Consider the following 24,794-nt stretch of genomic DNA (forward strand, 5'->3'; position numbering starts at 1 on the left):
GTTTCTTTTTTACTTTTAATACAGCTTATTTTTTTACTATATATCTGATAATCAGTTACTTTTTTGAAGGATTATTGCAATTAACCACTTATAATTGCGTTTAAAAGATAAAACCCATGCGCCAGTGTTTTGTTTTTGCCATCGTATTAGTGTGTTTTGCCAGTTCTTGTAGTAAAGAAGCAGACCCCTCAAGGAAGTTTGTATCTTTTCAACTTGATAGCCTGGTGGTCTTATCAGAAAACCCTACAGCTATCTTAACAGCGGCCAATCTTACAGACACCGATCCGGATAACGACTATCCCTCTCTGAAAATCACAGGTACGGGCAACCATAATGAAACCATTACGTTTACACTTATTTCAGAAACTGATTCATTGAGAACAGGTAGTTATCCTTCCACCCAACGCGGCAATGGAATGGCTATTTCATACACCGAGAGTAATTCTACGCTGCTGGCAGATAATACCAACGGTTCTCTTACTTTCGACATCGGCGATGTACAGGATAGCACAATAGAATGTTACTTCGTTGGTTCACTTGTCGATACTACCGGTGTTCTTTCAAACAGGCAGGTTACAAATGGTTTTATAAGAGCTGTGGTGAAGAGAAACTAAACAAATGTAAGGAGCGGATAATCATGTTTAAGAATAGCTTTATCATCTGCTCCAAGCCATTTATTCAACATCGTAGCATATACACTTTTAAAATCTACTTTGTATTGCAGATCGCCATCCTGCAATTGTTCCAGATCAGGACCATCATTCAGTAGTCCTTTTTCTTTCAGTCCTCCTCCTATAAAAAACATATTATTTGCAGTACCATGATCTGTACCGTTGCTGGCATTCTGCTCTACCCTGCGGCCAAACTCGGAAAAGGTCATTACTGCCACATCCTGAAAACGGTTATTGCTTTGCAGATCTTTGGTAAATGAGGTAACCGCATCATCCAGCTGTTTCAACAGGTTATTCTGACTTGCCAGTTGATTTACATGCGTATCAAACGTGCCATGAGAAACATAATACACTTTTGTACTGATATCAGACATGATCAAACGCGCAATCGTACGCATACTGCTGCCTAATGCTGTATTAGGATACTCCTCCTTTGTTTTATACATCTTAAACTGTTCTTTGAGATAAGAGGCAGAAGAAAGCGTTGAACCCATTGTTTTATAGAGATAGTCAACATTGTGATGTGTATCCTCATCTCCGGCAGGATGCTGTTGTAAAAGCTCATTCATAAAACGGTCATTACCACCCAGCCGGTTAGGATCTTTGAAAGCCAGTCCTTTTTCCAGCTCTCCTTTCAGCGCCAGGCTAAGTGTATCATCAATCTCAACTGCCTGAACCGGTTTATCACAACCTTTACATTGAGCATCCAGGTAACGGCCTATCCAGCCATTACTCCAGGCTTCAGAAGATGCACTCCCCGTTTGCCAGATATCCATAGAGCGGAAATGTGAACGATCAGGATTCGGATATCCTACATTCTGTAAAATGCCCACCGCTCCATTATCGTACAAAGATTTTATTCCTGTTAGTGCAGGATGCAAACCCGTTTCATCCGTCAGCATTAATGCCTTATCCCGCTGTATTCCTATTGCTGGCCTTGAGCGGAAATAGATATCATTCCTGTAAGGGATCACAGTATTTAACCCATCGTTGCCCCCGGAAAGCTGGATTACTACCAGCACTTTATTACCAGGAGGAACCATCTTGTCTCTTTCCAGTGCCTTCAGAAATTTAGGCATAAATACAGAAGCTGAAGCCAATGATCCTACTTGTAAAAAACGACGTCTGTTGATGATTAACATGATCAGAATTTTTTAGCACATCTGGTATTCAGGCGTACTCATGATGGCAATGGTGACAGTCTTTATATAGCTTTCACGGGATGAACTATCTGCATAACGATCCAGCAATTGTTTATTAACCCGCATGTTCGTCAGCAGTAAAGTATCCGTAATAGAATCCGCCAGATTTTCCCGTTTTACCTTATCGTATTCTTTAAGATATGGCTGCCAGTTGATCTCTGCACTGATTTTTTTAGCATATTGTTTTTTTAGTGCCTCATTCACCTGCATCGCAGCTTTATACTGTGTCATTCCCATTTCAGGAGTGATCTCCTTGGGCATAATAACAGACTCTTTATCATACAGGATCATTTGCGGCAACTGCATCCGGTACATCAGGCTGGAACTGTCTATCCAGTTGCGCCCTCCGGGCCATCCGGCTACATTTGGCGGATAAAAAAGTACCTGTCCCAGAATCTGCTGGAACGACAACATCACTTCTTCTTTCTCAAATTTTACAGGTATTGTTCTGCGTAATCCAACAATTAATTCAATGGGCGATTTGATATGTCCTCCTATGTAACGTTTATCATAAAACCAATCGGCCATGAAGATATTTTGCATCAGTGATTTGATGTTGTACCCGGAAGCATAAAACTTATCTGCCAGTGCATTTACTTTTTCTTCATCCACTACATCATCTACAAAGAATTTATAAATCTTTGTGGTGATGAACTTCGCCGTTTGTTTATGTTCCAGTAATATTTTCAGTACATCATCTCCATTAAAATCACCCGTTTTTCCCAGCACTGTTTTTTCCCCTCTATCATGCTCCTTTTCGCGGAACTGAAAATTCCCGTCAACGTCATATCCCCAGCCGGTAAAGGCCCGTGCAGATTCTTTTACATCTGTTTCTGTATAATTTCCTCGGCCCAGTGTAAATAGTTCCATTACCTCACGCGCAAAGTTTTCATTGGGATGAGCTTTACGGTTCTGCTTATTATTAAGATATTCCAGCATAGCCGGTGATTTCGAAACCTCCGTCAACAGATCTCCGAAATTACCGAGTGCATGAGTGCGGATTACTTCCAGTAACTGCTGACTGAATAACGCACGTGTAGTACGTGCAGCGAAATGTCCATGCCAGAACAACGCCATTTTTTCCCGTAGCGGATGCTCAGTATTTATCATAACATTGATCCATGCAATGTTCAGCTCTTTGATGCCCTGCATCTGCATCTTCCTCTCCATTTTCTTTTCCTCCAGTGTCATCTCTTTTTTGGGAGTATCAGGAAGATCTGATTCATCGGTTACTATCAGTGGTTCGCTCTTCTCTTTTTCATTACCAATCATCACATTATCGACGATTTGTTTTCGCCGTTTACGGGCCCAATCTTCGATAACAAGATGATTTTCACCAAAGCCGGCCCTCCAGGCCAGATGCTGCATCTGTAACTTTCCAGGGATGGATGTTATCATTCAAATGGGTTTAAAATTTGACGGATATGACTATCTAAAGTTTAATGTTCAATATTGGCAAATAGTGTTCCGCAATTCCTACCGGAATTTCCAAACAGGATAACTACTTCCTTTTTCAAACAGATCTTTATCTGGTGGTAATTCTAAAAAACCATCTGCCTGCAGCAGTGCTGCCAGATCGCCCGAGCCATGATAAGGTGGTGGCAATGCAATGAATTGTCCACCGGCAACCGGATGCAGTTTTACCGGCAGGAAGTATGTTAACGGAAATTTAAAGTTGATGTCAGTTCCCAGCACAGCATAAGGCATGGGAGGTGCCTGATACTGCAGGCTGGCTCTCAGCCAGGGCAGAATATAGCGGTAACAGCACATAAAGCCGGACACAGGATTTCCTGGTAGTGCAAATACGACTGGCCCTGTTTCAAAATGTCCGAACAGGAATGGTTTACCGGGGCGTTGCTGTATTTTATGAAACACCTGGGTCATTCCTATCGCTTCCAGCACCTGCGGCAGGTAATCAAATTTCCCGGCAGATACGGCACCCGTGCAGATCCACACATCTGCATCCATCAGGGAACGGAATAAATCACGGATAGCAGTTTCATTATCAGTTACATGATGGCAGGTAGCGGCAATCCCCAGTTCCTGCAAGGCCGCAGCCAGACTGTAAGAGTTGGAGATACGTATCTGATGCAGCCCCGGTGAACTCTGCACTGGCACTAATTCATCGCCGGTGGCAATGATTGCTACTTTGGGCAACCGGCTTACACTTACCAGTGTTTTGCCCACAGAAGCCAGTACGCCAATCTCTGCCGGCGACAGCAACGTACCTGCCGGTATTAGTAGTTGTCCGGCGGCAGCATCTGCCCCCTGACGGTGAATATTTTGTCCTTTTTCAACACCCATTTTAATGGTGAAGCGTTTAAAACCTTCATGTTCCTCTGCTTCCAGGTGTTCATAGGGGATCACGGTATCTGTCATTTCCGGTAAAATGGCCCCCGTCATTACTTCCATACAATTGGCAGTATTAGATAATTGCATGCGGGGCATGCCGGCAGCCTGCAAATCTTCTACCCCAAAAACGGTTTGTCCTTTGGAATACGTTTCATAGTCCAGCGCAATGCCGTCCATTGTTACGCGGTCATATGGCGGAAAGTCGCGGTCTGCCAGCACCGGCTCACGCAACACCCTTCCTGTTGCAGCAGTAAACGGAATCTGTTCCATACCGAAATCACGGACCGTATCCATTACAGCAGCAAATGCAGCAATAACATCTAATAGCATTGTTTTGAATTTGATACTTTGTAAATTTATCCTATTATGGTCAATGATTCAAGTCAACAGGGATTTTCACATTTGAATGCCGCAGATCAGCCAACAATGGTAGATGTAAGTGGTAAGACAGACTCCAATCGTGTGGCTGTTGCAGAAAGCAGGATTTTTTTACCGGAGATCGTAAGGCAGCAATTCAGTGGAACTGATATCCATACCGCCAAGGGGGCTGTTTTTCAAACGGCGATCCTGGCCGGAATTATGGCCGCCAAGAAAACTCCGGACCTGATTCCGCTGTGTCATACCTTACTACTAAATGGCTGTCAGGTGGATATCTATATGGAAGGAGAAGAAGCTGTGATTCGCTGTATGGTGAAGACCACCGGAAAAACCGGAGTAGAAATGGAAGCACTCACCGGAGCCAGTATAGCTGCACTAACAGTGTATGATATGTGTAAGGCCTTTACACATGAGATGGTAATCAGGCAAACACAACTGATCAGTAAAACTGGTGGGAAGAGAGATTTTTAGAATGGTTAACAGATGATCAGGTTGATGAAATTACTGATGAATAGTAAGTAAAATAAGGACCTTTACAGAAGCAATAGAAATCATCCGGTTGGTATCTTTTACTGATGATAAAAAGTAAAACAAAAGACCCTTGCATGTCCGGTTGGTAAAATATACGGTCTGATAAATAAATACAGATGAAAGGATTGATTCTTTGCGGTGGCCACAGCACCCGCATGCAGCAGGATAAAAGCAACATTGCATATCACGGAATGCCGCAATGGCAATATCTGTATACGCTGTTACAGTCTTTAATACCTGAAGTGTATCTCTCCTGCCGGGCAGATCAGCAGCCGGCATTTACAGATCATATTCCGGTGATTACTGACAGTATTCCAGGTGGCGGGCCAGCCGTAGGATTGCTCAGTGCACATGCTGCTTTTCCGGATAGTGCCTGGCTGGTGCTGGCATGTGATCTTCCACTCATCAGCCTGCAAAGTCTGCGCGTTCTGGTAGATGCCCGTCAACCCGAAAAGGATGCGACCGCTTTTATCAGTCCGTTTAACAATTTCCCTGAACCACTGATTGCGATATGGGAACCAACAGGATTACAACTATTAAAACAGAGTTTTGAATCAGGGAAAAATTGTCCGCGTAAAGCATTAATGCAGGGGAATATTCATTTACTGGAAAATCCATATGCAGCGGAGCAGTTCAATGCCAATACTCCGGAAGAGATGCAGGAAGCAAAAGATCAGATTCTTTAAGGATGAGCAGCTACCCAAACCGCCCCATCTTCAAAATATTCTTTCTTCCAGATAGGTACTGTTTCCTTTAATGTATCAATTGCATATTCGCAGGCCGCAAAGGCCGCCGCACGATGAGCAGATGCAGCAGCAATTACCACAACAGTATCTCCCGGTAGCTTTTCGCCCACAATATGGAGAATGGCTATCTTTTTTATACCCATTTTATCGATAGTATGCTGTGCTATCTTTTCCATTTCAAGTAATGCCATCGGCTCATAACATTCAAAGAGGAGCTTAGTCACCTTTTTTTGCTGTGTTACATTCCGTACATTTCCTACAAATACGGCCACACCGCCACATTCAGGGGTTTGAACAAAGTCAAGCGCCTGTTGTACGGTAATACTGTTATTTATTTGTAAGAGTGTATTCATATTATAAAATTAATACAGAGGAGATAAAGTCATCCTTCGTTAAAAGACGAAGGATGAACGAAGGATGACTTTATCTCCTCTCCACCTATCCTCCACTTACGGGCGGAATTATTGCTATTTCGTCTTCCGGTTTTAATACATCCACATCAGCAGCATACACTTTATTCACGGCAATCATCAATGAGCGTAACTTTTGCAGTGCAGGGTATTGTTTGTATAACCATACCTTAAGTTCTGCAACGGTTGTAATCCCCTCTGCCATAATAAATGGCGCCCCGGCAATATCTTTGGCAATGCCAAATAACAATACACGCATATCCTGATAATGAAAATTATAGTTAAAGCTACGATAATGTAGTAATTTTAAGTAGAAATTACCGCAAGATGAAGATAAGGATAAGAGGCAACAGCATCCGTTACCGGCTCGACAAGCAAGACATACAACTGCTCCGTGAACAGCAGAAAGTGGAAGAAACTACAACCATAGGCGCAGGAACTCTTCATTTCTGTATCAAGTCTAAGAACAGCGGCCCGGCTATCAAGCTGGAGCAATCAGGCGTACACCTTTCTCTCCCTGCCGAACAGGTAAAAAACTGGGTAGAAACAGAAGAGGTGGGCTTCTCTCTGGAATTGCCCAACTCAGACGGTTCTGTACTGCAAATCCTGGTAGAAAAGGACTTTAAATGCCTTACCGAACGGGACGAGGATGAGAGTATGGCATTTGACAATCCGACAAAAAGCTGTTAATGCTCAGGGATTCACATAACCGCATTATAAATTATGTAAGACTCGCAGTTACAGACCGCTGTAATTTGCGGTGCACATATTGCATGCCGGAAAATATGCAATTTCTTCAACGTAAGGAACTACTTACCTATGAAGAAATACTGGCAATAATGCGCCCGCTGGCAGCTGCCGGTGTCAACAAAATCCGCATTACGGGCGGAGAACCCTTTCTTCGCAGGGATCTTATGCACCTGCTCACCCAGCTTTCTCAATCGGAAGGCATTCATGAAATAGCCATTACAACCAATGGAGTACTGACGGCCCCTTTCATTCCTCAGCTCAAAGCATTGGGTATCAACAATATTAACCTGAGCCTGGATACACTTCAACGTGATAAGTTCAAACAAATCACCCACCGTGACCAGTTCAATGCCGTAATGCATACGCTGGATAACCTGCTGGAACAGGACATGCATGTAAAATTGAACATGGTGGTTATGGGAGGCGTGAATACAGACGAACTGCTTGATTTTGCTGCACTTACAGCCCACAAACGGGTAACTGTAAGATTCATTGAAGAAATGCCTTTTAACGGACAGGGGCACGCCTTTTCGGGCCAACAATGGAACTACCGGAAAATCCTGGATACGCTGAACCAGCATTATGAGCTACAGAAACTGGAAGACGCACCGCACTCTACATCTCTGAACTATCATATTCCCGGTCACCAGGGACGCGTTGGCGTTATTGCTGCCTATAGCCGCACCTTTTGTGGCACCTGCAACCGGATCCGGATTACTCCTACCGGTGGGTTTAAAACCTGCCTGTACGGGCACGATGTACTCAATGTGAGAGATCTGCTGCGAAACGGAGCCAGTAGTGACCTGCTAATGCATGAGATTCAGGCAGCCCTGAATAAACGCGCTGCCAATGGGGTTGAAGCTGAAAAGGGAAGTAAGCAATGGGACAGCATGTCTATGATAGGAGGGTAAATGCCCCAGGATAGGCCATCAGCATGTATACTAAAAATCACCTTTAATTATTAACCCACATAATTTTTCCGCTTTCGATCATTATTTCTCCCGATTTGAGTAAAGCTCTTCAATTTCCAGCAGTTCCTTTGTGCTAAATTAGAAGGGACCTATGCTCAGAATTGTCAGTGTTGTTTCAATATGCATCTTATTTTCTATCATCTCCTATGCCCAGACCAATATTACCGGGCAGGTAAAAGATATCAATAATAAACCGCTGGAAAAAGTAACGGTTAAGATTATCAATAACTCAAAAGTCACCCTTACCGATGAACAGGGTGTATTCAGCTTTAATGACCTCCCCGCAGGTAAATACACACTTCAGTTTACAAGTACCGGTTTTGAGAGTTTCCGTAAAACAGTAAACAGCGGATCTACGCACGAGATAACATTATTACCTTCTTCTGAGCAACTGCAAACAGTAGAGATCACCGGAAGAAAGGAATCAGGATATAAAAACACAAACTCTTTCATCGGTAGTAAAACAGCTACTGCATTGAAAGATGTACCACAATCCATTTCTTATGTTACCAAAGAAGTAATGCAGGATCAGGGAGCAGTAAGAATGGGAGATGTAGTGAAAAACCTGAGTGGTGTAAACCAGTTCACTTTTTACGATGATCTTACCATCCGTGGTTTCCGTATTAACGGAGGAAGTACCACACAGCTGATGAATGGCATGCGCACCTTTACCGGTTTCTGGAAACAACCAATGGTCAATTACCTTGAAAGAGTGGAAGTGATCAAAGGACCTGCTTCAGCGCTGTTTGGCAATGCATCTCCTGGTGGCGCTATCAACCGTGTTACAAAGAAACCATTGGAAGAGGCTCGCAAATCCCTGAGTTTTACAATGGGAAGTTTTAATAATAACCGCGCACTGGCCGATTTTACCGGACCATTAAATGATGAGAAAACAATCCTTTACCGCCTGAACCTTGGTTATGAAAATGCAGAATCGTTTCGTGATCTGCAATTTGATAAGAACCTTGTGATAGCACCTTCTGTATCTTTTTTACCTACAGAAAAAACAAGGATCAACTTTGATGCGGTATATAACAAGTCTAACAGCCGCCTGGATCGTGGTCAGTCCGTTATCGGCAACGATCTCTATTCTACTCCTACTTCACTGGCGCTTAGTGCATCCAATGATTACCTGAATGAAGAGACCTATACCGTAATGGCATCTTTGAATCATCAGTTTAACAGCAGGTTGGCATTTAATTTAGCTTATCTCCGTACAGGCTACAGCCAGGATTTACTGGAGCACCGTAGTGCGAATGGTTATGCAGTAGATATGGATAGTGTGATAGTACCGAATCTTGTAGCCAGACAGGCATTTATCCGTAAGTCAAAACAGTACAGTGATAATGCTTCTGCTTATTTGACCTATGATGCCCATACCGGTAAGATAGAGCATAAACTGATGGCAGGATTTGATTATACGCAGGCTACCCTGCCTCCGGGATCTGCACAGCAAACAGCAAATAATTACCTGTTGAAAACAGGTGCATCAAAAGCATATAACCCTAAAAAAAGCGCAGATTACCAGACTTACCAATACACTACACCCGACGGAAAAGTATTAACACTTCCCAAACCAAATGTTTCTTCATTTGATCTTACCCGGAAAAATAACCAACTGGAAGATGTAAGCAAGTACGTATTTGGTAATGCAGCCAACAGTGCTACTGTCCCTACTTTCAGCAGCCTGTATGGCGTATATGTGCAGGATCAGATTAAACTGGGTAACCTGCAGGTATTACTGGGACTCCGTTTTGATACTTATAAAGATAAAGCCAATTACAAAACAGACAGCCAGGAGGTTGTGAGTCAGCATAAAGTATTACCACGTATAGGTCTCGTATATAGCCTTACTCCAAACATCAATGTTTATGGTATTTATACACAGGGATATAATCCGCAGGATGCTGCGACACAAGCAAATCCATTGTCTGGCGGACCTTTCAGCCCTATAGAAAGTAACCTGATTGAAGGTGGTTTAAAAACGGAATGGTTCAATAGTCAGTTAACGGCCAATCTTTCAGTATACCAGATCAGACAGAAAGGTACTTTGTATACTGCCAGTGCTCCGGAGCAACCTGAGTTAATGATCCAGATAGGAGAGGAAAGAGCAAGAGGTGTTGAACTGGATGTAACAGGACAAATCACCAGTAACTGGAATATTACCTTAAACTATGCCTATAATGATGCAACGATTACGGAGGCAGATTCGAAGAACCAGATATATGTAGGAAAACAGAAGCCGAATGCCCCGAAACATCAGGGTAACCTCTGGACAAAATACATTATTCCGGCAGGACCAGCTAAAGGATTAGGCATTGGAGCAGGTGGTAACTTTGTAGACTCAAGAAACGTTTCCAATAATGCCACCCAGGTAATTCCGGGATATGCTATTTTTAACGGCGCACTCTTTTATAAAGTGAATAAAGTACAGCTTCAATTGAATTTCAATAACCTTACCAATAAAACATATTGGGTGGGTGGATATGATTATATTCGTCTGTTTCCTGGCGCACCAAGAAGCTGGCAGGCTACTATTTCTTATACTTTTTGATGATGAAAAAGATTATTGGTTGGTTACATCTGTGGTTGGGCATTGGCTCAGGATTGGTAGTGCTGGTAGTAGCACTGACCGGAAGTCTGCTCGTGTTTGAAGATGAGCTGGAACACCTGTTTCAGCCTTCTCTATATTACGTGCAGGTGCCCGCACAGGCAGAAAAAATTCCGGTAGCAATACTGGCTGCTGATGTAAAAAACCGCTATCCTGATTATAGACTGAATTCAATTATTACAGAGCCGGAAGCTAACCGCACCGTTATCTTTACCGTATTAAAAGGTAAGAATGCAAAAAACGGGAAGGTCATTGCAATGGCAGTAAATCCCTACACAGGACAGATCATAAAAGCAGTAAATGAAAAGGACCGTTTCTTTTCAGTAGTACTTCGCCTGCATCGTTATCTCTGCATAGGAGAAACAGGAAAAATAATCACGGGCATTTCATGCAGCATTTTCACTATCCTTATCATTACCGGCCTGATTCTCTGGTGGCCTAAAAGAAACAACCGCAAACAACGTTTCCGTATTAAATGGAATGCTTCTTTTAAACGCCTGAACTGGGATCTGCATGCAGTTTCAGGATTCTATATAAATATTGTATTACTGAGCATTTCCCTCACCGGTCTGGTATGGAGTTATAAATGGGTAAACAATCTCCTTTTTTATGCATTTGACGGTTCATTAAAAAACGTCAAAATGAAGCCGCCTAAAAGCGAGCCAGTGAAAGATAACAGTATTGCATATCTGGATAAAATATTAACAACTACCAACGAAAAGCTGACTTATCCCGGTACTGTTACTATTCGTTTCGGAGAGAATGATAGTATTGCTGTTGCCGTTGCCAAATTAAATACAACAGCCTCTATCGGCAATGTGAGCGACTTCCTTTATTTCCAGGCAGGTACAGGTAAACTGGTTCAGGAACGCCCATATGCAAAGGAGAGTGCAGGAACAAAAGCAAGAAGATTAGTCTACCCTATTCACACAGGAAGTCTCTACGGATGGCCGACTAAAATACTGGCACTGATCAGTGCACTCGTGGGTGCATCACTGCCCATTACCGGGTTTATGATATGGCTTGGAAGGAAGAAGAAAAAGGAACCGGTATCACTGAAAAAGCATGCGAACACCCGCGTACAATATCAGTAAAGCAGTAGCTGCTTCTACCATTCGAGGTTTAAGCACAGCAGCACTCAGGCGGGCGCCTATCTGTCCGCCTGCAATTACAGCCAGTAACAGCGGCGTGGTAAAATGAAGATCAAATACAAATTGTTTTTTGGCGGCTTGTCCTAACAGGCCGCCAATTGAATTTACGAGAATAAAAAAGCTGCAGAGTCCTGCAATATTCTTAGCAGTATCATAGCGGCCCAGGCGCAAAATAGGAGATAGATAAATACCGCCACCGATACCTGTCATACCGGATAACAAGCCAATAAAAGCACCAATAATACCATACTTATAATTCCCCTTTTTATCTTCAGCAATCTCATATGTTTTCTCTATAAAAAGACGATAACACATAAACAGCGCAGCTACTGTCAGCGCAATACCCAGCAGCAGGAAAAATGTACGCTGGCTCAGCGGCAGATATCCTCCGAGAAATGCCATCGGCACGCTCGCTAAACTAATCTGCCAGGCCTTTTTCATAGGCAGGTGTCCTGCACGATAAAAGTGATATACCCCTCCGGCCACAACCACAATATTACAGATCAGTGCAGTCGATTTCATCAGATGAAAATCAACACTCCACAATGCCATCAACGCAAGGTAACTGGAACCGCCTCCAAATCCGGCAGAGGCATATAATAATGCGATGGTGAAAAATAAGAGACAAAGTTCTACGGACATATTAATACATATTCATTTCAACATCAATTTCATTCGCCCAGGCATGGATGCCTCCTTCTACATTAAAAACGAACGGAAAACCTGCGGTATATAATTGCTGCGCCACCATGCGGCTACGCATTCCATGATGACAAAGTAATACCAGCGGAACATCCTTCTTTAACTTTGGAATTATCTGTTCCACCATTCGCATAGGGATATGCATTGCTTGTGGTAAATGACAGATCTCCCACTCATCTGCTTCACGCACATCTATCAGTTGTAAAGAACGATCTTCTTCCAGCCATTGCTGCAACTGTTTTACTGAAAGACTTTTCACACCACCTGTATCACAGGGCTGCTCATAATCAGATTGCAAACTTGTTATAGTATGATTACCAGCTATAGGTTTTACCTGAAAAATATGATGCGTATTATACAGCGTATCTATTGTCAGCAATTGATTTTGTAATGGCTCCCCGATTCCACAAATGATCTTCACAGTTTCATTTGCCTGGTAACTACCAATGATCCCAGGTAAAATACCCAGCACACCAATGTCACTACAATTAAGCATGGCACCGGCTTCTGGCTGTTCGGGGAACAGGCAGCGATAAGTAGCACTACCTTTATAATTAAACACGCTCACTTGTCCTTCATACTTGTGAATAGCCCCATACACAAAAGGCTTTTTCAGCATTACGCAGGCATCATTCACTAGGTAACGGGTACCAAAATTATCCGAGCAATCTACTACCACATCATAAGGAGTGATGATAGATAATGCGTTGTCAGGCAGCAGCCATTCATCATGAGAAATGAATGTAACTTCCGGATTCAGCTGTTGCAATCGCTTAATTGCCATCTGCAATTTGGGTTTCCCCTCATCTTCCGTATTATATAACACCTGTCGTTGCAGGTTGGTAAGTGAGATATTATCATGCTCCACAATACCCAATGTACCTACCCCCATTGCGGTGAGGTATTGTAATACTGGTACGCCCAATCCACCGGCGCCAATTACCAATACTGCCGCATTATGCAAAAGCTGTTGTTTCTCCGGGCCGAAGCCCTCCAGTTTTAATTGTCTGTCGTATCGTTGCATTATAGATTCTTTATCCTTTTAGACATCAATATTGTATCGCCATAGGAACCATCCTGGTGGCGCACTCCCTGTGGCATCCGTCCATATTCAGCGAAACCGAAGTTACGGTATAACTGAATAGCCCTTTCGTTATTGGAGAATACGCTAAGATGAATGATTTCCATGTCTTTATGTTGTTCAGCCCAACGGATACCCGCAGTTATCAGTCGCCGGCCAATGCCCATATTCCAGTAGGAATGCAGGATTCCAATACCTAACTGACCAAGATGTGCCTGTTTCCACAGTCCCGGTTGCTTGATGGTGATGGAACCTACCAGTTTTCCTTCGGCCATTGCCACAAGAAGCAGATCTTTTTTATCATCCAGAAAGGAGAGGATATAATCCTTTTCACTTTCTACAGATAACTCAGCAGCCTCCCGGAGAGTAAATAACAGAAACCCGGTTTCTTTTGTCAGCTGACGGAAGTAGGAGAGCATAGCTGTTGCATCTTCCGGTTTTGCATTGCGGATCTCCAGGCTTTGGCCATTAGGTAAGAAGTGCTGCATAGGGTAAAGTTAATCATTCCTGCATTTTGCCATCCCATCTCATTCTGCACTACTTTGAACAATCTTCACCTGGCACAGCGATATTCAGGAAGCCTCCCAAATTACCAAAAAGGGAATCATAAGTAAAAACAAACTCCGTTAGAAGTTCCCTGAACAAGGTTCTTCTAACGGAGTCCGCTTAAAATTATAAGAAGTTATCAGGAGATCTTTCCGCTGCCAAAATATGATTGCAATACAGCCGGAATGTGAATACCATCTTCTGCCTGATTATTTTCCAGGATACATGCCAGAATACGGGGCAATGCCAGGGAACTACCATTCAGTGTATGCACCAGTTGTGCTTTACCAGTGCCATCTTTAAAACGGATCTTTGCACGGTTAGCCTGGAATGTTTCCACATTTGATACTGAACTTACTTCCAGCCATCTCTGTTGTGCAGTGCTGTATACTTCAAAATCGTAGGTGAGTGCAGAGCCAAAGCCCATATCTCCACCACACAATTTTAAGATCCGGTAAGGCAGTTGTAATGATTGCACCAGTGCCTCTACATGTGCAGTCATTTCTTCCAGCACATCATAAGATTTATCCGGGTGTACAATCTGCACCAGTTCTACTTTATCAAACTGATGAAGGCGGTTCAGACCACGAACATCTTTACCATAAGAACCCGCTTCCCTGCGGAAACAAGGCGTATAACCCGTCATTTTCACAGGCAGGTCTGTGTCTTTCAGGATCTCATCCCTGAAGAGGTTCGTCAGTGGAACTTCAGCCGTAGGAATCAGATACAATTCATCCTCTCCCACGAAATACATCTGTCCTTCCTTATCCGGTAACTGGCCAGTGCCATAAGCAGAGGCAGCATTCACCATATGAGGGGGCTGATATTCTGTATATCCGTTGTTAATATTAAAGTCCAGGAAATACTGGATCATCGCACGTTGCAGGCGGGCACCCTTGTTTTTATACACGGGAAAACCGCTTCCGGTGATCTTATTACCCAGTTCAAAATCGATGAGGTCATATTTTTTAGCAAGATCCCAATGCGGTACTGCTCCGGCATGTAATACCGGTACCTGACCACCTTTGCGGATCTCTACATTCTCTTCAGGTGTTTTACCCGGAGGCACAGCAGCAGCAGGCAGGTTAGGCAACTTGATCAATACATCATGCAGGGCTTTTTCTGTAGCAATGAGTTCCTCATTGGCAGGTTGCAATTTTTCTTTCAGTGATGCTACTTCCGATTTACGGGCTTCCGCTTCTTCTTTCTGACCTTGCGCCATCAGCTTACCAATCTCTTTGGAGGCTGAATTAATTTTGGCTTGTGTCTCATCATATTCTAGGGTCAGCTTCTTGCGCTTGTCGTCCAGCACCAGGATTTCTTCTACCAGATCCAGCTCTTTGAAATTTTTCAAAGCGAGCCGTTCCAGCACCAGGGCCTTATTTTGACGAATGAACGGAACTTGTAACATTGTATAACTATTGATTAAATTTTGGCAAATATAACTAAAGGGATTGAGCTCCGCACCTACAAACAGAAGGCTTTCGGGGTGGGCTGGTCATCTACCGGGAAAGGATCCCCTTTTTCAGTCAGCATCTACTTATTAACGGAGTTTTATCAAAAGCCCCAATGGTGCTTTTGATAAAACTCCATAAGATCTCTAACTTAAATATTTTCCTACTATCGGTACTCTTCTTCCAACCCCAAAGGCTTTTGAAGATACCCTTATGATAGGGCAGAACTGATTACGTTTGTATTCATTATTGTTCACCATTTTCAGGGTGCGGGCAACTAATGCAGCATCAAAACCCTGGGCAATGATTTCACGCGGCCCCTGCCGACGCTCTATATACTGATAAAGCAGTTTGTCCAGTATAGCATAATCAGGCAGGCTGTCACTATCTTTCTGATCAGGACGCAATTCCGCAGAGGGCGCCTTATCAATGATATTCTGGGGGATGATCTCACCATTCCTGTTGATATATCTTGCCAGTGAATACACCTGCATCTTATACACATCTCCCAATACAGACAAGCCACCGGCCATATCACCATAAAGCGTACCATAACCGGTAGACAGTTCACTCTTATTAGAAGTATTCAGCAATATATAACCGAATTTATTGGACAATGCCATCAGCAGGTTACCGCGGATGCGCGATTGCGTATTTTCTTCCGCCACATTAAAAGGCAGTCCCATAAAAAACGGATCCAATGTTTGCAGGAACATTTCGTAGATATCATTGATGCGGATGAGATCATAAGGATTGTTCAACCTTTTAGACAACGCCACAGCATCATCTACGGAATGTTCTGTAGAGTAGGGAGAAGGCATCAATACTGCTCGTACATTTTCCTTGCCCAATGCTTCTACTGCCAATGCCAGTGTAACTGCGCTATCAATTCCACCGGACGATCCCAGAATGGCTTTTGTAAAGCCCATTTTCTGGAAGTAATCCTTTATTCCCATTACAAGCGCCTGGTAAATACGCTCTATCTTATATTCCGGTAATAGTTCTGTAACAGGCGTAAAGTCAGATGCTGCCACCACGCCATTGGCTGGTAACAAATCTTCCAGCACCACTCCATCCATTGCCTCTTCGAAATAAGGCATTTCTTTCACAATATTCCCTTGTGCGTCAAAGATCAGCGAACCGCCATCAAACACTATCTCCGTTTGAGACCCCACCGTACAGGAATAGAACATCGGGATTTTGTATTTACGCACATTAGCCCGGATAATCTCTTTACGCTGCTCTGCGGCAGTATAATCAAACGGAGAAGCAGAAAGATTGATCATTACATCCGGCTGCTGCTCTATCAACTGATCCATAGGGCAGATCCTGTATAGGGGATTATCTCCCAGGTTCCAGATATCCTCGCAAATCGTTACCGCCAGCTTTTTACCCTTAAAAGGAATTACGTTCCAGGCAAAGGCCGGTTCAAAATAGCGGTATTCGTCAAATACATCGTAGGTAGGAAGTAATGTTTTATGGATCACCTGCTTCACTTCGCCTTCATACAGGAACCAGGCAGCATTGAACAGCTCCTTTCCTTCAGGCTGGGGATTGCGGGCAGGTCCGCCTACCAATACAGCTATATTATGAGTATGTGCCTTAATAGTATCTATTGCAGCATATGACTTCTGTATAAAATCTTCAAATTCAAGGAAATCACGTGGGGGATAACCACACACGCACAACTCGGAAAATACCACAAGATCAGCTCCCTGGGCTTTGGCATCGATAATCCCCTGAAGGATCTTCTGTATATTTGATTCAAAATTGCCGACATGGTAGTTCTGCTGTGCCAGTATAATCTTCATCAATCATTTTATTTAAAAAAAGAGACCTAGTTTCAGTGCAAAGCTATTCATATTTACTTTGCCATCATTCCATTTAGCATTACGGGTTACATCGATAAAGCCGTTCTGATAGTTCAAACCCACTACAGCACTCAGTTTATCACCTAACGGATATTCGATTCCGGCACCTATCAGCAATCCCATATTTATAGGAGTGATATCACGTAATACATTCACTTTATCATAAGTATTGGTAAGGCTTACAATATCAGCACGACCACGAACGGGGAAATCAAGGTAAGTACCGAACTGTCCCCAGAAGCCGATTCCATCGCTAACATCTGTTTTGAGTTTTAATGCTACTGGAATTTCCACATAAGTGAGCTTCAGGTTGTACTCTGCCGGATTTGCTTTATAGTCGTCCAGCCCTTTGCCTGCATCATATTTAAGCTTACTGCCAGCGGTGGTTACCTGCAAACCTGAGGCAATGGCATAACGACCGGTTTCGTCCAGCAGGAAATCTGCCATGACCCCAAAGCTGATACCAGCGCGGCCAGCATTGCGGGTTACACCGGATTCCTGAGGTTTCAGTGTAACAATGGCTGGGGTTAACGTAAATCCCAGGCGTACCCTGTTTTCCTGTAAAATATTCTGTTGTGCTTTACCTGTCAGAACAATGGTTAACAATATAATTATCAAGATTCCTTTCCTCATAATAATTTATCTTTTTTTTAATACAATGTATATAATATTTTTACCTATAAGTAGTTATATGTTAAGTATGCAAAATTACATTAATAAATTATCTGGCAGCAATTCCAAACTGCTGATCCTGATTCTATTCCTATTCTGTTTCAGTGCCTGTAAGCATAAAAACGTGCCAAATGTGAGTCATATTGCGATGGAGGTGCATATTCAACGATTTGATCACGACCTTTATAAGCTGGATACCAATCATATTCAGGCATCATTGCAGCAGTTGGATGCAGCTTATCCCACATTTCTGCCGGCTTACATAGAGCATATCATGAATTTCGGGCCTTATGCAGATAGCAGTAAGCTGGTACAAATGCAAACCCGTATGCTGGTAGGCAATAGTGACTTCCGGTTATTGCAGGATACCATCAATGCACATTTTCCAAAGCTGGACGAACTGGAGAAAGATCTTGCACAGAGTTTCCGCTATATAAAATATTATTTCCCCTCCTTCAGGGCACCGAAGGTAGTAGCATTCAGTTCCGTGATCAGCAACTATGGCGCTATTACAATTGATTCCGTACTGGGTGTTGGGCTGGATATGTACCTTGGCAAAGATTTCCCGGTTTACGCTATGTTACCGGACTACCCAGGTTACATGATCCGTAAGTTCTCAAAAGAATATATTACTACTAACTGCATCCAGGTACTGTCTCAACAGATGTATCCCGGAGCCGATCCCAGCGACAAACTGATTGCCCAACTTGTAAATGCCGGCAAGCATCAATACTTCTTAGAGCAGGTACTCCCGGATGTTCCTGATAGCATCCGGTTAGGATATACTAAAGATCAGCTGGAATGGTGCATGGAAAGTGAGCAGATGATCTGGCAATTCTTTATACAGCAAAACCTGCTGTATAAATCTGACTGGCAGAGTAATATGCATTTTATGAATGATGGCCCGTCTACACAGGGAATGCCTGAAGGTTCTCCCGGAAGAATAGGATCTTTTGTAGGATGGAGGATTGTACAGGAGTATATGAAACAACACAAAGAAGTTACGTTACAAAAGCTGATGGATAATAAAGATGCCATGCAGATTTTTTCACAGTCGAAATACAGACCGAAGTAAGCTGACAAATACAACCAACCATTATATGCAAACAATGAAACCAGCATTAAAGCCGTTTCAGAAATCATTATCCTTAATAATTATACCTGTCAGCTTTGTATTGTTTTATATCTACGGGTGGACATTTATTTCTACTCTTCTAAAGCTGAATAACTTCTATGGTAATCTCTATAACTATTACCATGTTAGTGCACTCTCTTTTTCCATTTATAATTTACTGGTTGCTTTTATAGCAGGTATTTTAACTGTGAGGCTGGTCAAAGGTGTATTGAATAAAAGACAAAAATATGTAAAGCAGTCTTTATGGATCTTTCTTGCGCTTGCTGCAATATTGGTCTCGGGGGAGATTATCCTCCATTTAAGTCTTGAGGGCAGGTTATAATAGTGTATCAGTTTGAATTTAGGTAATTACCAATTGATAAGACCCGAAGACCACATACCCACTCTGACCAGTTATATTGGTACTCCCGGAAAATGTCATTTTCTTTTAATTATAAGTAAATTCCCTTAACTTCATTAAGTTAAAAGTATAATAATGAATACACTAGAAGCAAATATTAAAATTACCAGAAACGGAGAAAAGCTCTCTTCTGTCTCTGTTATGATGCCGATATGGAATAAATTGTCCGATCATGGCAATTTGCTTGTAAAACTCCCATTACTTGGTATAAGTACGATTGCTAAAGATGAAAATGATGCTGATAAAGCTATCGAAGAAGCAATTGCGTCTTTTTGTATTGTAGCCGATAAATTTGGTCAAGGAATTGAAAAAGAATTACAAGCATTGGGTTGGATAGCTGTTAATGGCGAAAATGGTGAGCCTCTGTTGGGCTATAATGTTTCAGATACAGATGCTTTACTCGAAAGACTTTTTGAAACTGGCGAAAATTATATAAATAAACATTTAGAGATAGCATAATTATGTCTGATACTTATTACCCGTCCGTCGATATTAATTTTATCGAGGAACACGTTATAAAAAGCGGCAAACTGGTTAAAGACGGAATTATCAAATTTGGTACTACTACTACATTTGTCGTCGATGGACCACAGGCAATATACAAAAGAAGTATTTTTTTAAGGGAATTACAGCCCGGTCAGATTTGTTTTGAACAAGCGACTGCCCTTGCATTTAGATTTTCATTTATGGGCGCACTTCTTGGTTGGCTTGAAGAAAATAGAGATTGGAAAGAAGGTGCATACGTTGAACAACAAGAAATCAAGCAAAACTAATTGACCAATATGACAAAAGGCGAGAATTGATTTTAGCCTATTCACCAAAAAAGGCCTTTTTTGGTGAATAGGGTCTATTTTTTCGTTTTACTTCTCATCTTCCCTACCTCCTCCGAAGTCAATATAAACTTACTCTCCTTATTAAATCTTCTTTTCACATAAGTAACAATAGACGCCACTGCATAATCATCCAGGAAACTACCATGTGCCGGCATTTGCCCGTTAAACTTTTTACCGTTCACCGTAATCTCTCCATTTAAACCATTCAGTATAACATTCATCAATCGCTCCTTATCTCCAGCTACCCACTCAGAACCTACTAACGGCGGATAACGGTTGTTATCTCCTTTCCCATCTCTCTGGTGACAACTACTGCAATAGGAATTAAACATTATCAGTCCGGCCATTTCACCTCCTTTGCCCAGATTATCCTTTATCTCATCCGGTGTTTTGATATACGTCCGGGATTTCCTCGCTTCCATAGGTGCCAACTGCGCTTCTCCGAATTTCGCTTTATCTCCTTTGTACATCACCCGCCAGATCTTTCCTTCATTAGACTCAGAAATATATAAAGAACCATCTGGTCCCGTAGCCAGTCCCATAGGACGGTACTTTGCGTCGCTGGTATTTACTACGGTATCGATGCCAGTAAAACCATCTGCAAATACTTCCCATTTCCCTGTAGGCGCACCATTTTCAAATGGAACAAAACAAACGATATAACCTGCCTGCGGATATGGCGAACGATCTGTAGAACCATGAAACGCAATGAAAGCGCCTTTCTTATAGCGTTCAGGAAATTGATTACCCTGATAGAACAACAGATCCATCGGTGCCCAGTGACCGGGGAAACCCATGACGGGCTTATCGAATTTACTTGCTCTGCCTACAATTTTTCCATCACCACCATATCCCGGTTGCAAAATGTTTTTGTTCTGCATATGATCCCAGTAAGCGTATGGCCAGCCAAAATCTGAGTTTTCGGTAACTTTAAGTAATGGCTCAGAAGGTAATACAGCTGCCTGCCAGGCAGTATAAAGGTTAGGATATCTTGTATGAAAATTATCCATGCCGTTCATGGCAATGTATAATGTATTATCCATCGGGTTCCATGCAATCCCTAATACACTGCGGATGCCGGTAGAATATTTAGTACCATCCTTTTGCGTTTGCCCTGTTTTGTTGGCATCAAACTTCCAGACGCCGGCATGCCATTCAAGATCAGGCGCAGGGTCCAGTCCTTTACCACCTGGCATTCCAGCGGGACCGGCAGTATTAATATCTTGTGCGGCATCGGTAGGTCCGCCGAATGGGACATACATGTTTCCTTTGTTATCGAAAGCGATTGGTTTGGCAGAATGCCAATGCCGGAAAAGGGCTGTATCCTCGTCCGTAAGAATGGTTTCTGTTTTACTTTCCGGTACTAACTGACCAGGTGTTAATTTATTCCTGAGTACATATTTGACGGTAGTCGTATACAGGTATCCGTTATAGATAGAGATACCGGCGGGTTGCCCTCCTTCATCTCTGTAATCTCCAAAGTAAGAGATTACATCCGCCTTGCCATCATTGTCTTTATCACGAAGTGCTACAGTTCCTCCGCGCCCGTCCATGGCGTCATTGTAGGTAAGCTTCACATAGATATCTCCGTTGTCATTTACGACGAGATGCCTTGCGCGACCAACACCTTCAGCGACAACAACAGCTTCAAAATTTCCGGGCAGGACCAGTCCTCCATTATCAGGATCTGATGCTGGTAAGGAATACTGTTTCTGATCTTTACATGAAATTACTGCAACAGCCAACAGGCAGGAGAGAAAAAGCCTTAACATGAAATTCAGGATTAAAATGAAAATTGGGTTCTCAATCTACACACACTCGCTTTTGACAACAGGGGAGTTGTCTGTATTTATTCAGAGGAAATAAATCAATTTAGCTTAAAAGGGACTATCATCTGGAATTCAGGAATCTTTACTTCGAATTGCTTTTTATTTAGTTGATTTTCCATCTGGTAAGTACCATACATTTTTCCGATTTCAGTTCGCAGATTGGAACCCGAGACATACTGATAGCTTTCGGTAGGTGCCAGCAGTGGTTGTACACCTACTACGCCCTCTCCTTCCACTTCACGATGTGTACCGTTTGAATCAATGATATACCAGTGGCGACGAAGTAATTTGATGGGGAAGATGTTATTATTTTCAATGGTGATACGGTAGGCGAACATGAATTCACTGCCAATCGGATTAGAATAATCCGGTTGATAAAATGTTTCCACACTGATGGTGATTCCGTCTGTTACTTTCTTTACCATAGAACACCTCCGTTTTCGTAAAAATAAGCAAAATAAATGCAGTAGTAGTAAAATTTATATGTTATGCCAGACTTTAACTTTTTATTTAGAAGTGGTAAAGTCACAATTATAATTAGCTGATAATCAAATAACTAAATAATTGAAACCGTCCGAAGAATAGCGGGATCCCTTTCTGCTGCGCGTGCTGCTATCTCAAAACGATTCTGATAATATCCTACTCTTTTACACTCCCAGAGGTAATGCCAGAGAAAGGGAATCAGTCCTAACTCCCTGTATTGCACTACATGACATACCTCATGTCTTACCCAACTTATATCCTGCAGAAACTCTTCCCGGTTTACCCCATGCAGGTAAATGGTTTTTCCTATTACCATAGCAATCCGCTCGCTTTTCATCCGGCGGGCTGCAATACGGGCCAGGACAGACCGTTCTTTTATATGACATTTAACCGCTGTCAATGTTTTTATATTGTACATCAAAAATAATAATTGCGAATGACCATCAGGATAATAGTATCATAATTTGTACCGGTTTTCCTCAATAATCATTCGCAATCAGAAGTTTATGTATCAATATTAGAGCGAAAACCTGCGGGAGATATTAAAACCCCAGCGGAACTGCCCCTGCTGCCAGGTGGTAGTGGTTTCCGGAATGAACTGGTTTTCCAGGATAGCTGTGGAGTTGGTAAAATTGACGTGAAAAACGTGCCCACCGGTTTCAATTTCCAATCCTACCGCCAGGGGATTATAAAACTTCTTCCCCTGGGTTGCAAAGTAATCTTTGCTTTCCTGGCTGCGGAAAGGATAGAAGTATTCCACCAGCAGTCCCAATCTTTTAGAGAATTTGAATCTTCCGCCAGCACCAAGGGCAAAGATGTCATTCTCATCCATATATACTACTCTATTGCGATGTACCAGCGTTGGTAACAGCGTTAATGACAGATTCCGGTTAAATTTACGTGCCAGGATCACCTGAGTGGTATAACTCATACGATCTGACCGCTTTTCGAAATGACTGGCATCTGATTTTGTTCTGCTTGATTTCATAGCTGTCCCTACCACATTACCAAACAGTGTAACAGAAACAGGCATATGGTTATCTGTTGTTTGCACCAGCAGGCGGTATTTTGCCAATCCTTCATACATCTGGGTAAGGCTACCAGAGCCTTTTGTACGGCCCACTCCCACCATCAGGCGGTCTGTAACACCGTATTCAAAAGCGATGCGAACATCGGTAGAGTTGTCCATTCCAAAGAATGTTTTACCGCCGCCGGACTCTCCGCCCAGATCTCCGAAATGATGCGCCACCCGGAAATCAAGTTCACGCTTCTTTAATGTTTCAGGAGAATGCCCCTGGATAATGCGGGTGGACTTATAGGTAGCGATAACCGGTTCATGTGTTTTGACAGAATCGTTCGCAAACATTTTTGACAGATCGTCCTGCGCATAAGCATTTACGCCCAGGCAACTGCCCACTAATAACAGGTATATATATTTCATAGTAGTTATAGTTGATGAATTCAGGAAGGAGAATAAGTGGCTTTTACGGTTACTTCCACTACTTCGGCAATGTTTTTTACTACCAGGGTAGGAATCTTGATATGATGATCTGCCAGGCGTACATTGAATTTAGTAGTGGCGGCAGGCTTTCCGTCCTGCACTGTCACAGTCGCCTTTTCGCGGTATACTTTGTCCACACCATGCATTGACAATGTACCTTCTACCGTTACGTTATATGTACCATCCTTATGCAGATCTATAATATCAATGATCTTTCCCTTGAATTCTGCGTGAGGGTACTTATCGCTTTCCAGGTAGTTTTCATTGAAGTGTTCTTCCATCAGTTGCTTTTTGAACTTAAAAGTGTTCACCGCTACTTTAAAATAAACAGCTCCCGTTTTCAGATTGATGGCAGAAACCCCTTTGCTGGTAACCGCATCAATATCCTCCATAGGAGTGGCCGAGAAGAAGGACAATGTAGTATTACGGCAGGAAAAGATCTCCTGGGCAAAACACGAGATAGTCAGTAAAAGCCCGGCGAATAATGTAACTAAATGTTTCATGTTGTTGGGTT

Annotated in this window: 27 protein-coding genes; 11 read left to right on the forward strand and 16 right to left on the reverse strand. The window is 42.7% G+C overall.

All coding sequences use genetic code 11. The annotated features are described in order from the left end of the window. The first annotated feature begins 116 nt into the window (after nt 1-116). A complete protein-coding gene (locus tag BM176_RS06165; RefSeq protein ID WP_090100632.1) occupies nt 117-614 on the forward strand; it encodes a hypothetical protein in 498 nt (165 codons plus the stop codon). Here BM176_RS06165 and BM176_RS06170 read toward each other — a convergent pair. The 3 genes from BM176_RS06170 to BM176_RS06180 all read right to left on the reverse strand — a co-directional run bounded on the left by BM176_RS06170 (nt 611) and on the right by BM176_RS06180 (nt 4,555). Beyond that, nucleotides 611-1,813 carry a DUF1501 domain-containing protein gene (locus BM176_RS06170; RefSeq protein WP_090100634.1) on the reverse strand — a complete coding sequence of 401 codons (1,203 nt, stop codon included), beginning with the start codon at nt 1,811-1,813 and terminating at the stop codon, nt 611-613. The two genes, BM176_RS06165 and BM176_RS06170, sit on opposite strands and share 4 nt — an antisense overlap. A gap of 12 nt (nt 1,814-1,825) precedes the next feature. Beyond that, nucleotides 1,826-3,271, reverse strand: coding sequence for a DUF1800 domain-containing protein (locus BM176_RS06175; RefSeq protein ID WP_255373449.1), 1,446 nt, complete (start codon nt 3,269-3,271; stop codon nt 1,826-1,828). 78 nt (nt 3,272-3,349) lie between these two features. Beyond that, nucleotides 3,350-4,555 (reverse strand): molybdopterin molybdotransferase MoeA, encoded by a 1,206-nt coding sequence (locus BM176_RS06180; RefSeq protein WP_218162153.1) that lies wholly within the window; start codon nt 4,553-4,555, stop codon nt 3,350-3,352. 36 nt (nt 4,556-4,591) lie between these two features. Here BM176_RS06180 and moaC point away from each other — a divergent pair, with 36 nt between their 5' ends. Together moaC and BM176_RS06190 are read left to right on the forward strand one after the other, a co-directional pair. Beyond that, the gene (gene moaC / locus BM176_RS06185; RefSeq protein WP_090100636.1) at nt 4,592-5,074 is read left to right on the forward strand and encodes a cyclic pyranopterin monophosphate synthase MoaC; all 483 of its coding nucleotides are present in this window, start codon (nt 4,592-4,594) and stop codon (nt 5,072-5,074) included. A 176-nt stretch (nt 5,075-5,250) separates the two neighbouring features. Next, nucleotides 5,251-5,820: a molybdenum cofactor guanylyltransferase gene (locus tag BM176_RS06190; RefSeq protein WP_090100637.1), complete on the forward strand. Its 570-nt coding sequence runs from the start codon at nt 5,251-5,253 to the stop codon at nt 5,818-5,820. On the opposite strand, the gene BM176_RS06195 is transcribed toward BM176_RS06190, so the two are convergent. Both BM176_RS06195 and BM176_RS06200 read right to left on the reverse strand, forming a co-directional pair. Next, complete coding sequence (locus BM176_RS06195; RefSeq protein WP_090100639.1) at nt 5,817-6,233, reverse strand: molybdopterin synthase catalytic subunit; 417 nt, start codon at nt 6,231-6,233, stop codon at nt 5,817-5,819. The genes BM176_RS06190 and BM176_RS06195 overlap by 4 nt on opposite strands. Nucleotides 6,234-6,318: 85 nt before the next feature. Beyond that, nucleotides 6,319-6,549, reverse strand: a complete 231-nt coding sequence (locus tag BM176_RS06200; protein ID WP_090100641.1) for a MoaD/ThiS family protein — start codon at nt 6,547-6,549, stop codon at nt 6,319-6,321. Between the two features lie 68 nt (nt 6,550-6,617). Between BM176_RS06200 and BM176_RS06205 the strand changes: the two genes are divergently transcribed. The 4 genes from BM176_RS06205 to BM176_RS06220 all read left to right on the forward strand — a co-directional run bounded on the left by BM176_RS06205 (nt 6,618) and on the right by BM176_RS06220 (nt 11,716). After that, nucleotides 6,618-6,980: a DUF7009 family protein gene (locus tag BM176_RS06205; RefSeq protein ID WP_090100643.1), complete on the forward strand. Its 363-nt coding sequence runs from the start codon at nt 6,618-6,620 to the stop codon at nt 6,978-6,980. Further along, a complete protein-coding gene (gene moaA / locus BM176_RS06210; RefSeq protein ID WP_090100645.1) occupies nt 6,980-7,951 on the forward strand; it encodes a GTP 3',8-cyclase MoaA in 972 nt (323 codons plus the stop codon). Before BM176_RS06205 ends, moaA begins: the two co-directional genes overlap by 1 nt. A gap of 151 nt (nt 7,952-8,102) precedes the next feature. Next, entirely contained in the window at nt 8,103-10,565 is a 2,463-nt protein-coding gene (locus tag BM176_RS06215; RefSeq protein ID WP_090100647.1) for a TonB-dependent receptor, read from the forward strand. Nucleotides 10,566-10,567: 2 nt separating this feature from the next. Further along, entirely contained in the window at nt 10,568-11,716 is a 1,149-nt protein-coding gene (locus tag BM176_RS06220) for a PepSY-associated TM helix domain-containing protein (protein WP_090101698.1), read from the forward strand. On the opposite strand, the gene BM176_RS06225 is transcribed toward BM176_RS06220, so the two are convergent. The 6 genes from BM176_RS06225 to BM176_RS06250 all read right to left on the reverse strand — a co-directional run bounded on the left by BM176_RS06225 (nt 11,675) and on the right by BM176_RS06250 (nt 18,060). Next, nucleotides 11,675-12,415: a sulfite exporter TauE/SafE family protein gene (locus BM176_RS06225; protein WP_090100648.1), complete on the reverse strand. Its 741-nt coding sequence runs from the start codon at nt 12,413-12,415 to the stop codon at nt 11,675-11,677. The genes BM176_RS06220 and BM176_RS06225 overlap by 42 nt on opposite strands. Nucleotide 12,416: 1 nt before the next feature. After that, nucleotides 12,417-13,499 (reverse strand): ThiF family adenylyltransferase, encoded by a 1,083-nt coding sequence (locus BM176_RS06230; protein ID WP_255373450.1) that lies wholly within the window; start codon nt 13,497-13,499, stop codon nt 12,417-12,419. Beyond that, on the reverse strand, nt 13,499-14,044 hold the full coding sequence (locus BM176_RS06235; protein ID WP_090100652.1) for a GNAT family N-acetyltransferase: 546 nt from the start codon (nt 14,042-14,044) through the stop codon (nt 13,499-13,501). The genes BM176_RS06230 and BM176_RS06235 overlap by 1 nt, the downstream gene beginning before the upstream one ends. Nucleotides 14,045-14,241: 197 nt before the next feature. Then, the gene (gene serS / locus BM176_RS06240) at nt 14,242-15,513 is read right to left on the reverse strand and encodes a serine--tRNA ligase (RefSeq protein WP_090100654.1); all 1,272 of its coding nucleotides are present in this window, start codon (nt 15,511-15,513) and stop codon (nt 14,242-14,244) included. Between the two features lie 189 nt (nt 15,514-15,702). Beyond that, the gene (locus BM176_RS06245; protein WP_090100656.1) at nt 15,703-17,367 is read right to left on the reverse strand and encodes an NAD+ synthase; all 1,665 of its coding nucleotides are present in this window, start codon (nt 17,365-17,367) and stop codon (nt 15,703-15,705) included. Nucleotides 17,368-17,379: 12 nt separating this feature from the next. After that, nucleotides 17,380-18,060, reverse strand: coding sequence for a porin family protein (locus BM176_RS06250; RefSeq protein WP_090100658.1), 681 nt, complete (start codon nt 18,058-18,060; stop codon nt 17,380-17,382). 67 nt (nt 18,061-18,127) lie between these two features. On the opposite strand from BM176_RS06250, the gene BM176_RS06255 reads away from it, so the two are divergent. The 4 genes from BM176_RS06255 to BM176_RS06270 all read left to right on the forward strand — a co-directional run bounded on the left by BM176_RS06255 (nt 18,128) and on the right by BM176_RS06270 (nt 20,407). Next, nucleotides 18,128-19,174 (forward strand): gliding motility lipoprotein GldB, encoded by a 1,047-nt coding sequence (locus BM176_RS06255; protein WP_143097730.1) that lies wholly within the window; start codon nt 18,128-18,130, stop codon nt 19,172-19,174. Nucleotides 19,175-19,208: 34 nt separating this feature from the next. After that, complete coding sequence (locus tag BM176_RS06260; RefSeq protein WP_143097731.1) at nt 19,209-19,556, forward strand: hypothetical protein; 348 nt, start codon at nt 19,209-19,211, stop codon at nt 19,554-19,556. Between the two features lie 153 nt (nt 19,557-19,709). Beyond that, nucleotides 19,710-20,093, forward strand: coding sequence for a hypothetical protein (locus BM176_RS06265; protein ID WP_090100664.1), 384 nt, complete (start codon nt 19,710-19,712; stop codon nt 20,091-20,093). Nucleotides 20,094-20,095: 2 nt separating this feature from the next. Continuing rightward, nucleotides 20,096-20,407, forward strand: coding sequence for a hypothetical protein (locus BM176_RS06270; protein ID WP_090100666.1), 312 nt, complete (start codon nt 20,096-20,098; stop codon nt 20,405-20,407). Between the two features lie 74 nt (nt 20,408-20,481). Here BM176_RS06270 and BM176_RS06275 read toward each other — a convergent pair whose 3' ends face one another. The 5 genes from BM176_RS06275 to BM176_RS06295 all read right to left on the reverse strand — a co-directional run bounded on the left by BM176_RS06275 (nt 20,482) and on the right by BM176_RS06295 (nt 24,783). Beyond that, complete coding sequence (locus tag BM176_RS06275) at nt 20,482-22,239, reverse strand: PQQ-dependent sugar dehydrogenase (RefSeq protein ID WP_090100668.1); 1,758 nt, start codon at nt 22,237-22,239, stop codon at nt 20,482-20,484. A gap of 95 nt (nt 22,240-22,334) precedes the next feature. Further along, nucleotides 22,335-22,721, reverse strand: a complete 387-nt coding sequence (gene apaG, locus BM176_RS06280) for a Co2+/Mg2+ efflux protein ApaG (protein ID WP_090100670.1) — start codon at nt 22,719-22,721, stop codon at nt 22,335-22,337. Nucleotides 22,722-22,852: 131 nt separating this feature from the next. Further along, a complete protein-coding gene (locus BM176_RS06285) occupies nt 22,853-23,197 on the reverse strand; it encodes a DUF4157 domain-containing protein (protein ID WP_255373451.1) in 345 nt (114 codons plus the stop codon). Between the two features lie 99 nt (nt 23,198-23,296). After that, entirely contained in the window at nt 23,297-24,220 is a 924-nt protein-coding gene (locus tag BM176_RS06290) for a DUF5777 family beta-barrel protein (RefSeq protein ID WP_090100672.1), read from the reverse strand. A gap of 20 nt (nt 24,221-24,240) precedes the next feature. Next, a complete protein-coding gene (locus BM176_RS06295; RefSeq protein ID WP_090100674.1) occupies nt 24,241-24,783 on the reverse strand; it encodes a YceI family protein in 543 nt (180 codons plus the stop codon). Nucleotides 24,784-24,794: the final 11 nt, after the last annotated feature.

Source organism: Chitinophaga sp. CF118 (assembly GCF_900112615.1).
In the GTDB taxonomy this organism is placed as follows: domain Bacteria; phylum Bacteroidota; class Bacteroidia; order Chitinophagales; family Chitinophagaceae; genus Chitinophaga.

Coding starts and splice junctions, on each gene's coding strand:
- BM176_RS06165 (WP_090100632.1), top strand. CDS start 117: ATGCGCCAGTGTTTTGTTTTTGCCATCGTATTAGTGTGTTTTGCCAGT.
- BM176_RS06170 (WP_090100634.1), bottom strand. CDS start 1,813: ATGTTAATCATCAACAGACGTCGTTTTTTACAAGTAGGATCATTGGCT.
- BM176_RS06175 (WP_255373449.1), bottom strand. CDS start 3,271: ATGATAACATCCATCCCTGGAAAGTTACAGATGCAGCATCTGGCCTGG.
- BM176_RS06180 (WP_218162153.1), bottom strand. CDS start 4,555: ATGCTATTAGATGTTATTGCTGCATTTGCTGCTGTAATGGATACGGTC.
- moaC (WP_090100636.1), top strand. CDS start 4,592: ATGGTCAATGATTCAAGTCAACAGGGATTTTCACATTTGAATGCCGCA.
- BM176_RS06190 (WP_090100637.1), top strand. CDS start 5,251: ATGAAAGGATTGATTCTTTGCGGTGGCCACAGCACCCGCATGCAGCAG.
- BM176_RS06195 (WP_090100639.1), bottom strand. CDS start 6,233: ATGAATACACTCTTACAAATAAATAACAGTATTACCGTACAACAGGCG.
- BM176_RS06200 (WP_090100641.1), bottom strand. CDS start 6,549: ATGCGTGTATTGTTATTTGGCATTGCCAAAGATATTGCCGGGGCGCCA.
- BM176_RS06205 (WP_090100643.1), top strand. CDS start 6,618: ATGAAGATAAGGATAAGAGGCAACAGCATCCGTTACCGGCTCGACAAG.
- moaA (WP_090100645.1), top strand. CDS start 6,980: ATGCTCAGGGATTCACATAACCGCATTATAAATTATGTAAGACTCGCA.
- BM176_RS06215 (WP_090100647.1), top strand. CDS start 8,103: ATGCTCAGAATTGTCAGTGTTGTTTCAATATGCATCTTATTTTCTATC.
- BM176_RS06220 (WP_090101698.1), top strand. CDS start 10,568: ATGAAAAAGATTATTGGTTGGTTACATCTGTGGTTGGGCATTGGCTCA.
- BM176_RS06225 (WP_090100648.1), bottom strand. CDS start 12,415: ATGTCCGTAGAACTTTGTCTCTTATTTTTCACCATCGCATTATTATAT.
- BM176_RS06230 (WP_255373450.1), bottom strand. CDS start 13,499: ATGCAACGATACGACAGACAATTAAAACTGGAGGGCTTCGGCCCGGAG.
- BM176_RS06235 (WP_090100652.1), bottom strand. CDS start 14,044: ATGCAGCACTTCTTACCTAATGGCCAAAGCCTGGAGATCCGCAATGCA.
- serS (WP_090100654.1), bottom strand. CDS start 15,513: ATGTTACAAGTTCCGTTCATTCGTCAAAATAAGGCCCTGGTGCTGGAA.
- BM176_RS06245 (WP_090100656.1), bottom strand. CDS start 17,367: ATGAAGATTATACTGGCACAGCAGAACTACCATGTCGGCAATTTTGAA.
- BM176_RS06250 (WP_090100658.1), bottom strand. CDS start 18,060: ATGAGGAAAGGAATCTTGATAATTATATTGTTAACCATTGTTCTGACA.
- BM176_RS06255 (WP_143097730.1), top strand. CDS start 18,128: ATGCAAAATTACATTAATAAATTATCTGGCAGCAATTCCAAACTGCTG.
- BM176_RS06260 (WP_143097731.1), top strand. CDS start 19,209: ATGAAACCAGCATTAAAGCCGTTTCAGAAATCATTATCCTTAATAATT.
- BM176_RS06265 (WP_090100664.1), top strand. CDS start 19,710: ATGAATACACTAGAAGCAAATATTAAAATTACCAGAAACGGAGAAAAG.
- BM176_RS06270 (WP_090100666.1), top strand. CDS start 20,096: ATGTCTGATACTTATTACCCGTCCGTCGATATTAATTTTATCGAGGAA.
- BM176_RS06275 (WP_090100668.1), bottom strand. CDS start 22,239: ATGTTAAGGCTTTTTCTCTCCTGCCTGTTGGCTGTTGCAGTAATTTCA.
- apaG (WP_090100670.1), bottom strand. CDS start 22,721: ATGGTAAAGAAAGTAACAGACGGAATCACCATCAGTGTGGAAACATTT.
- BM176_RS06285 (WP_255373451.1), bottom strand. CDS start 23,197: ATGTACAATATAAAAACATTGACAGCGGTTAAATGTCATATAAAAGAA.
- BM176_RS06290 (WP_090100672.1), bottom strand. CDS start 24,220: ATGAAATATATATACCTGTTATTAGTGGGCAGTTGCCTGGGCGTAAAT.
- BM176_RS06295 (WP_090100674.1), bottom strand. CDS start 24,783: ATGAAACATTTAGTTACATTATTCGCCGGGCTTTTACTGACTATCTCG.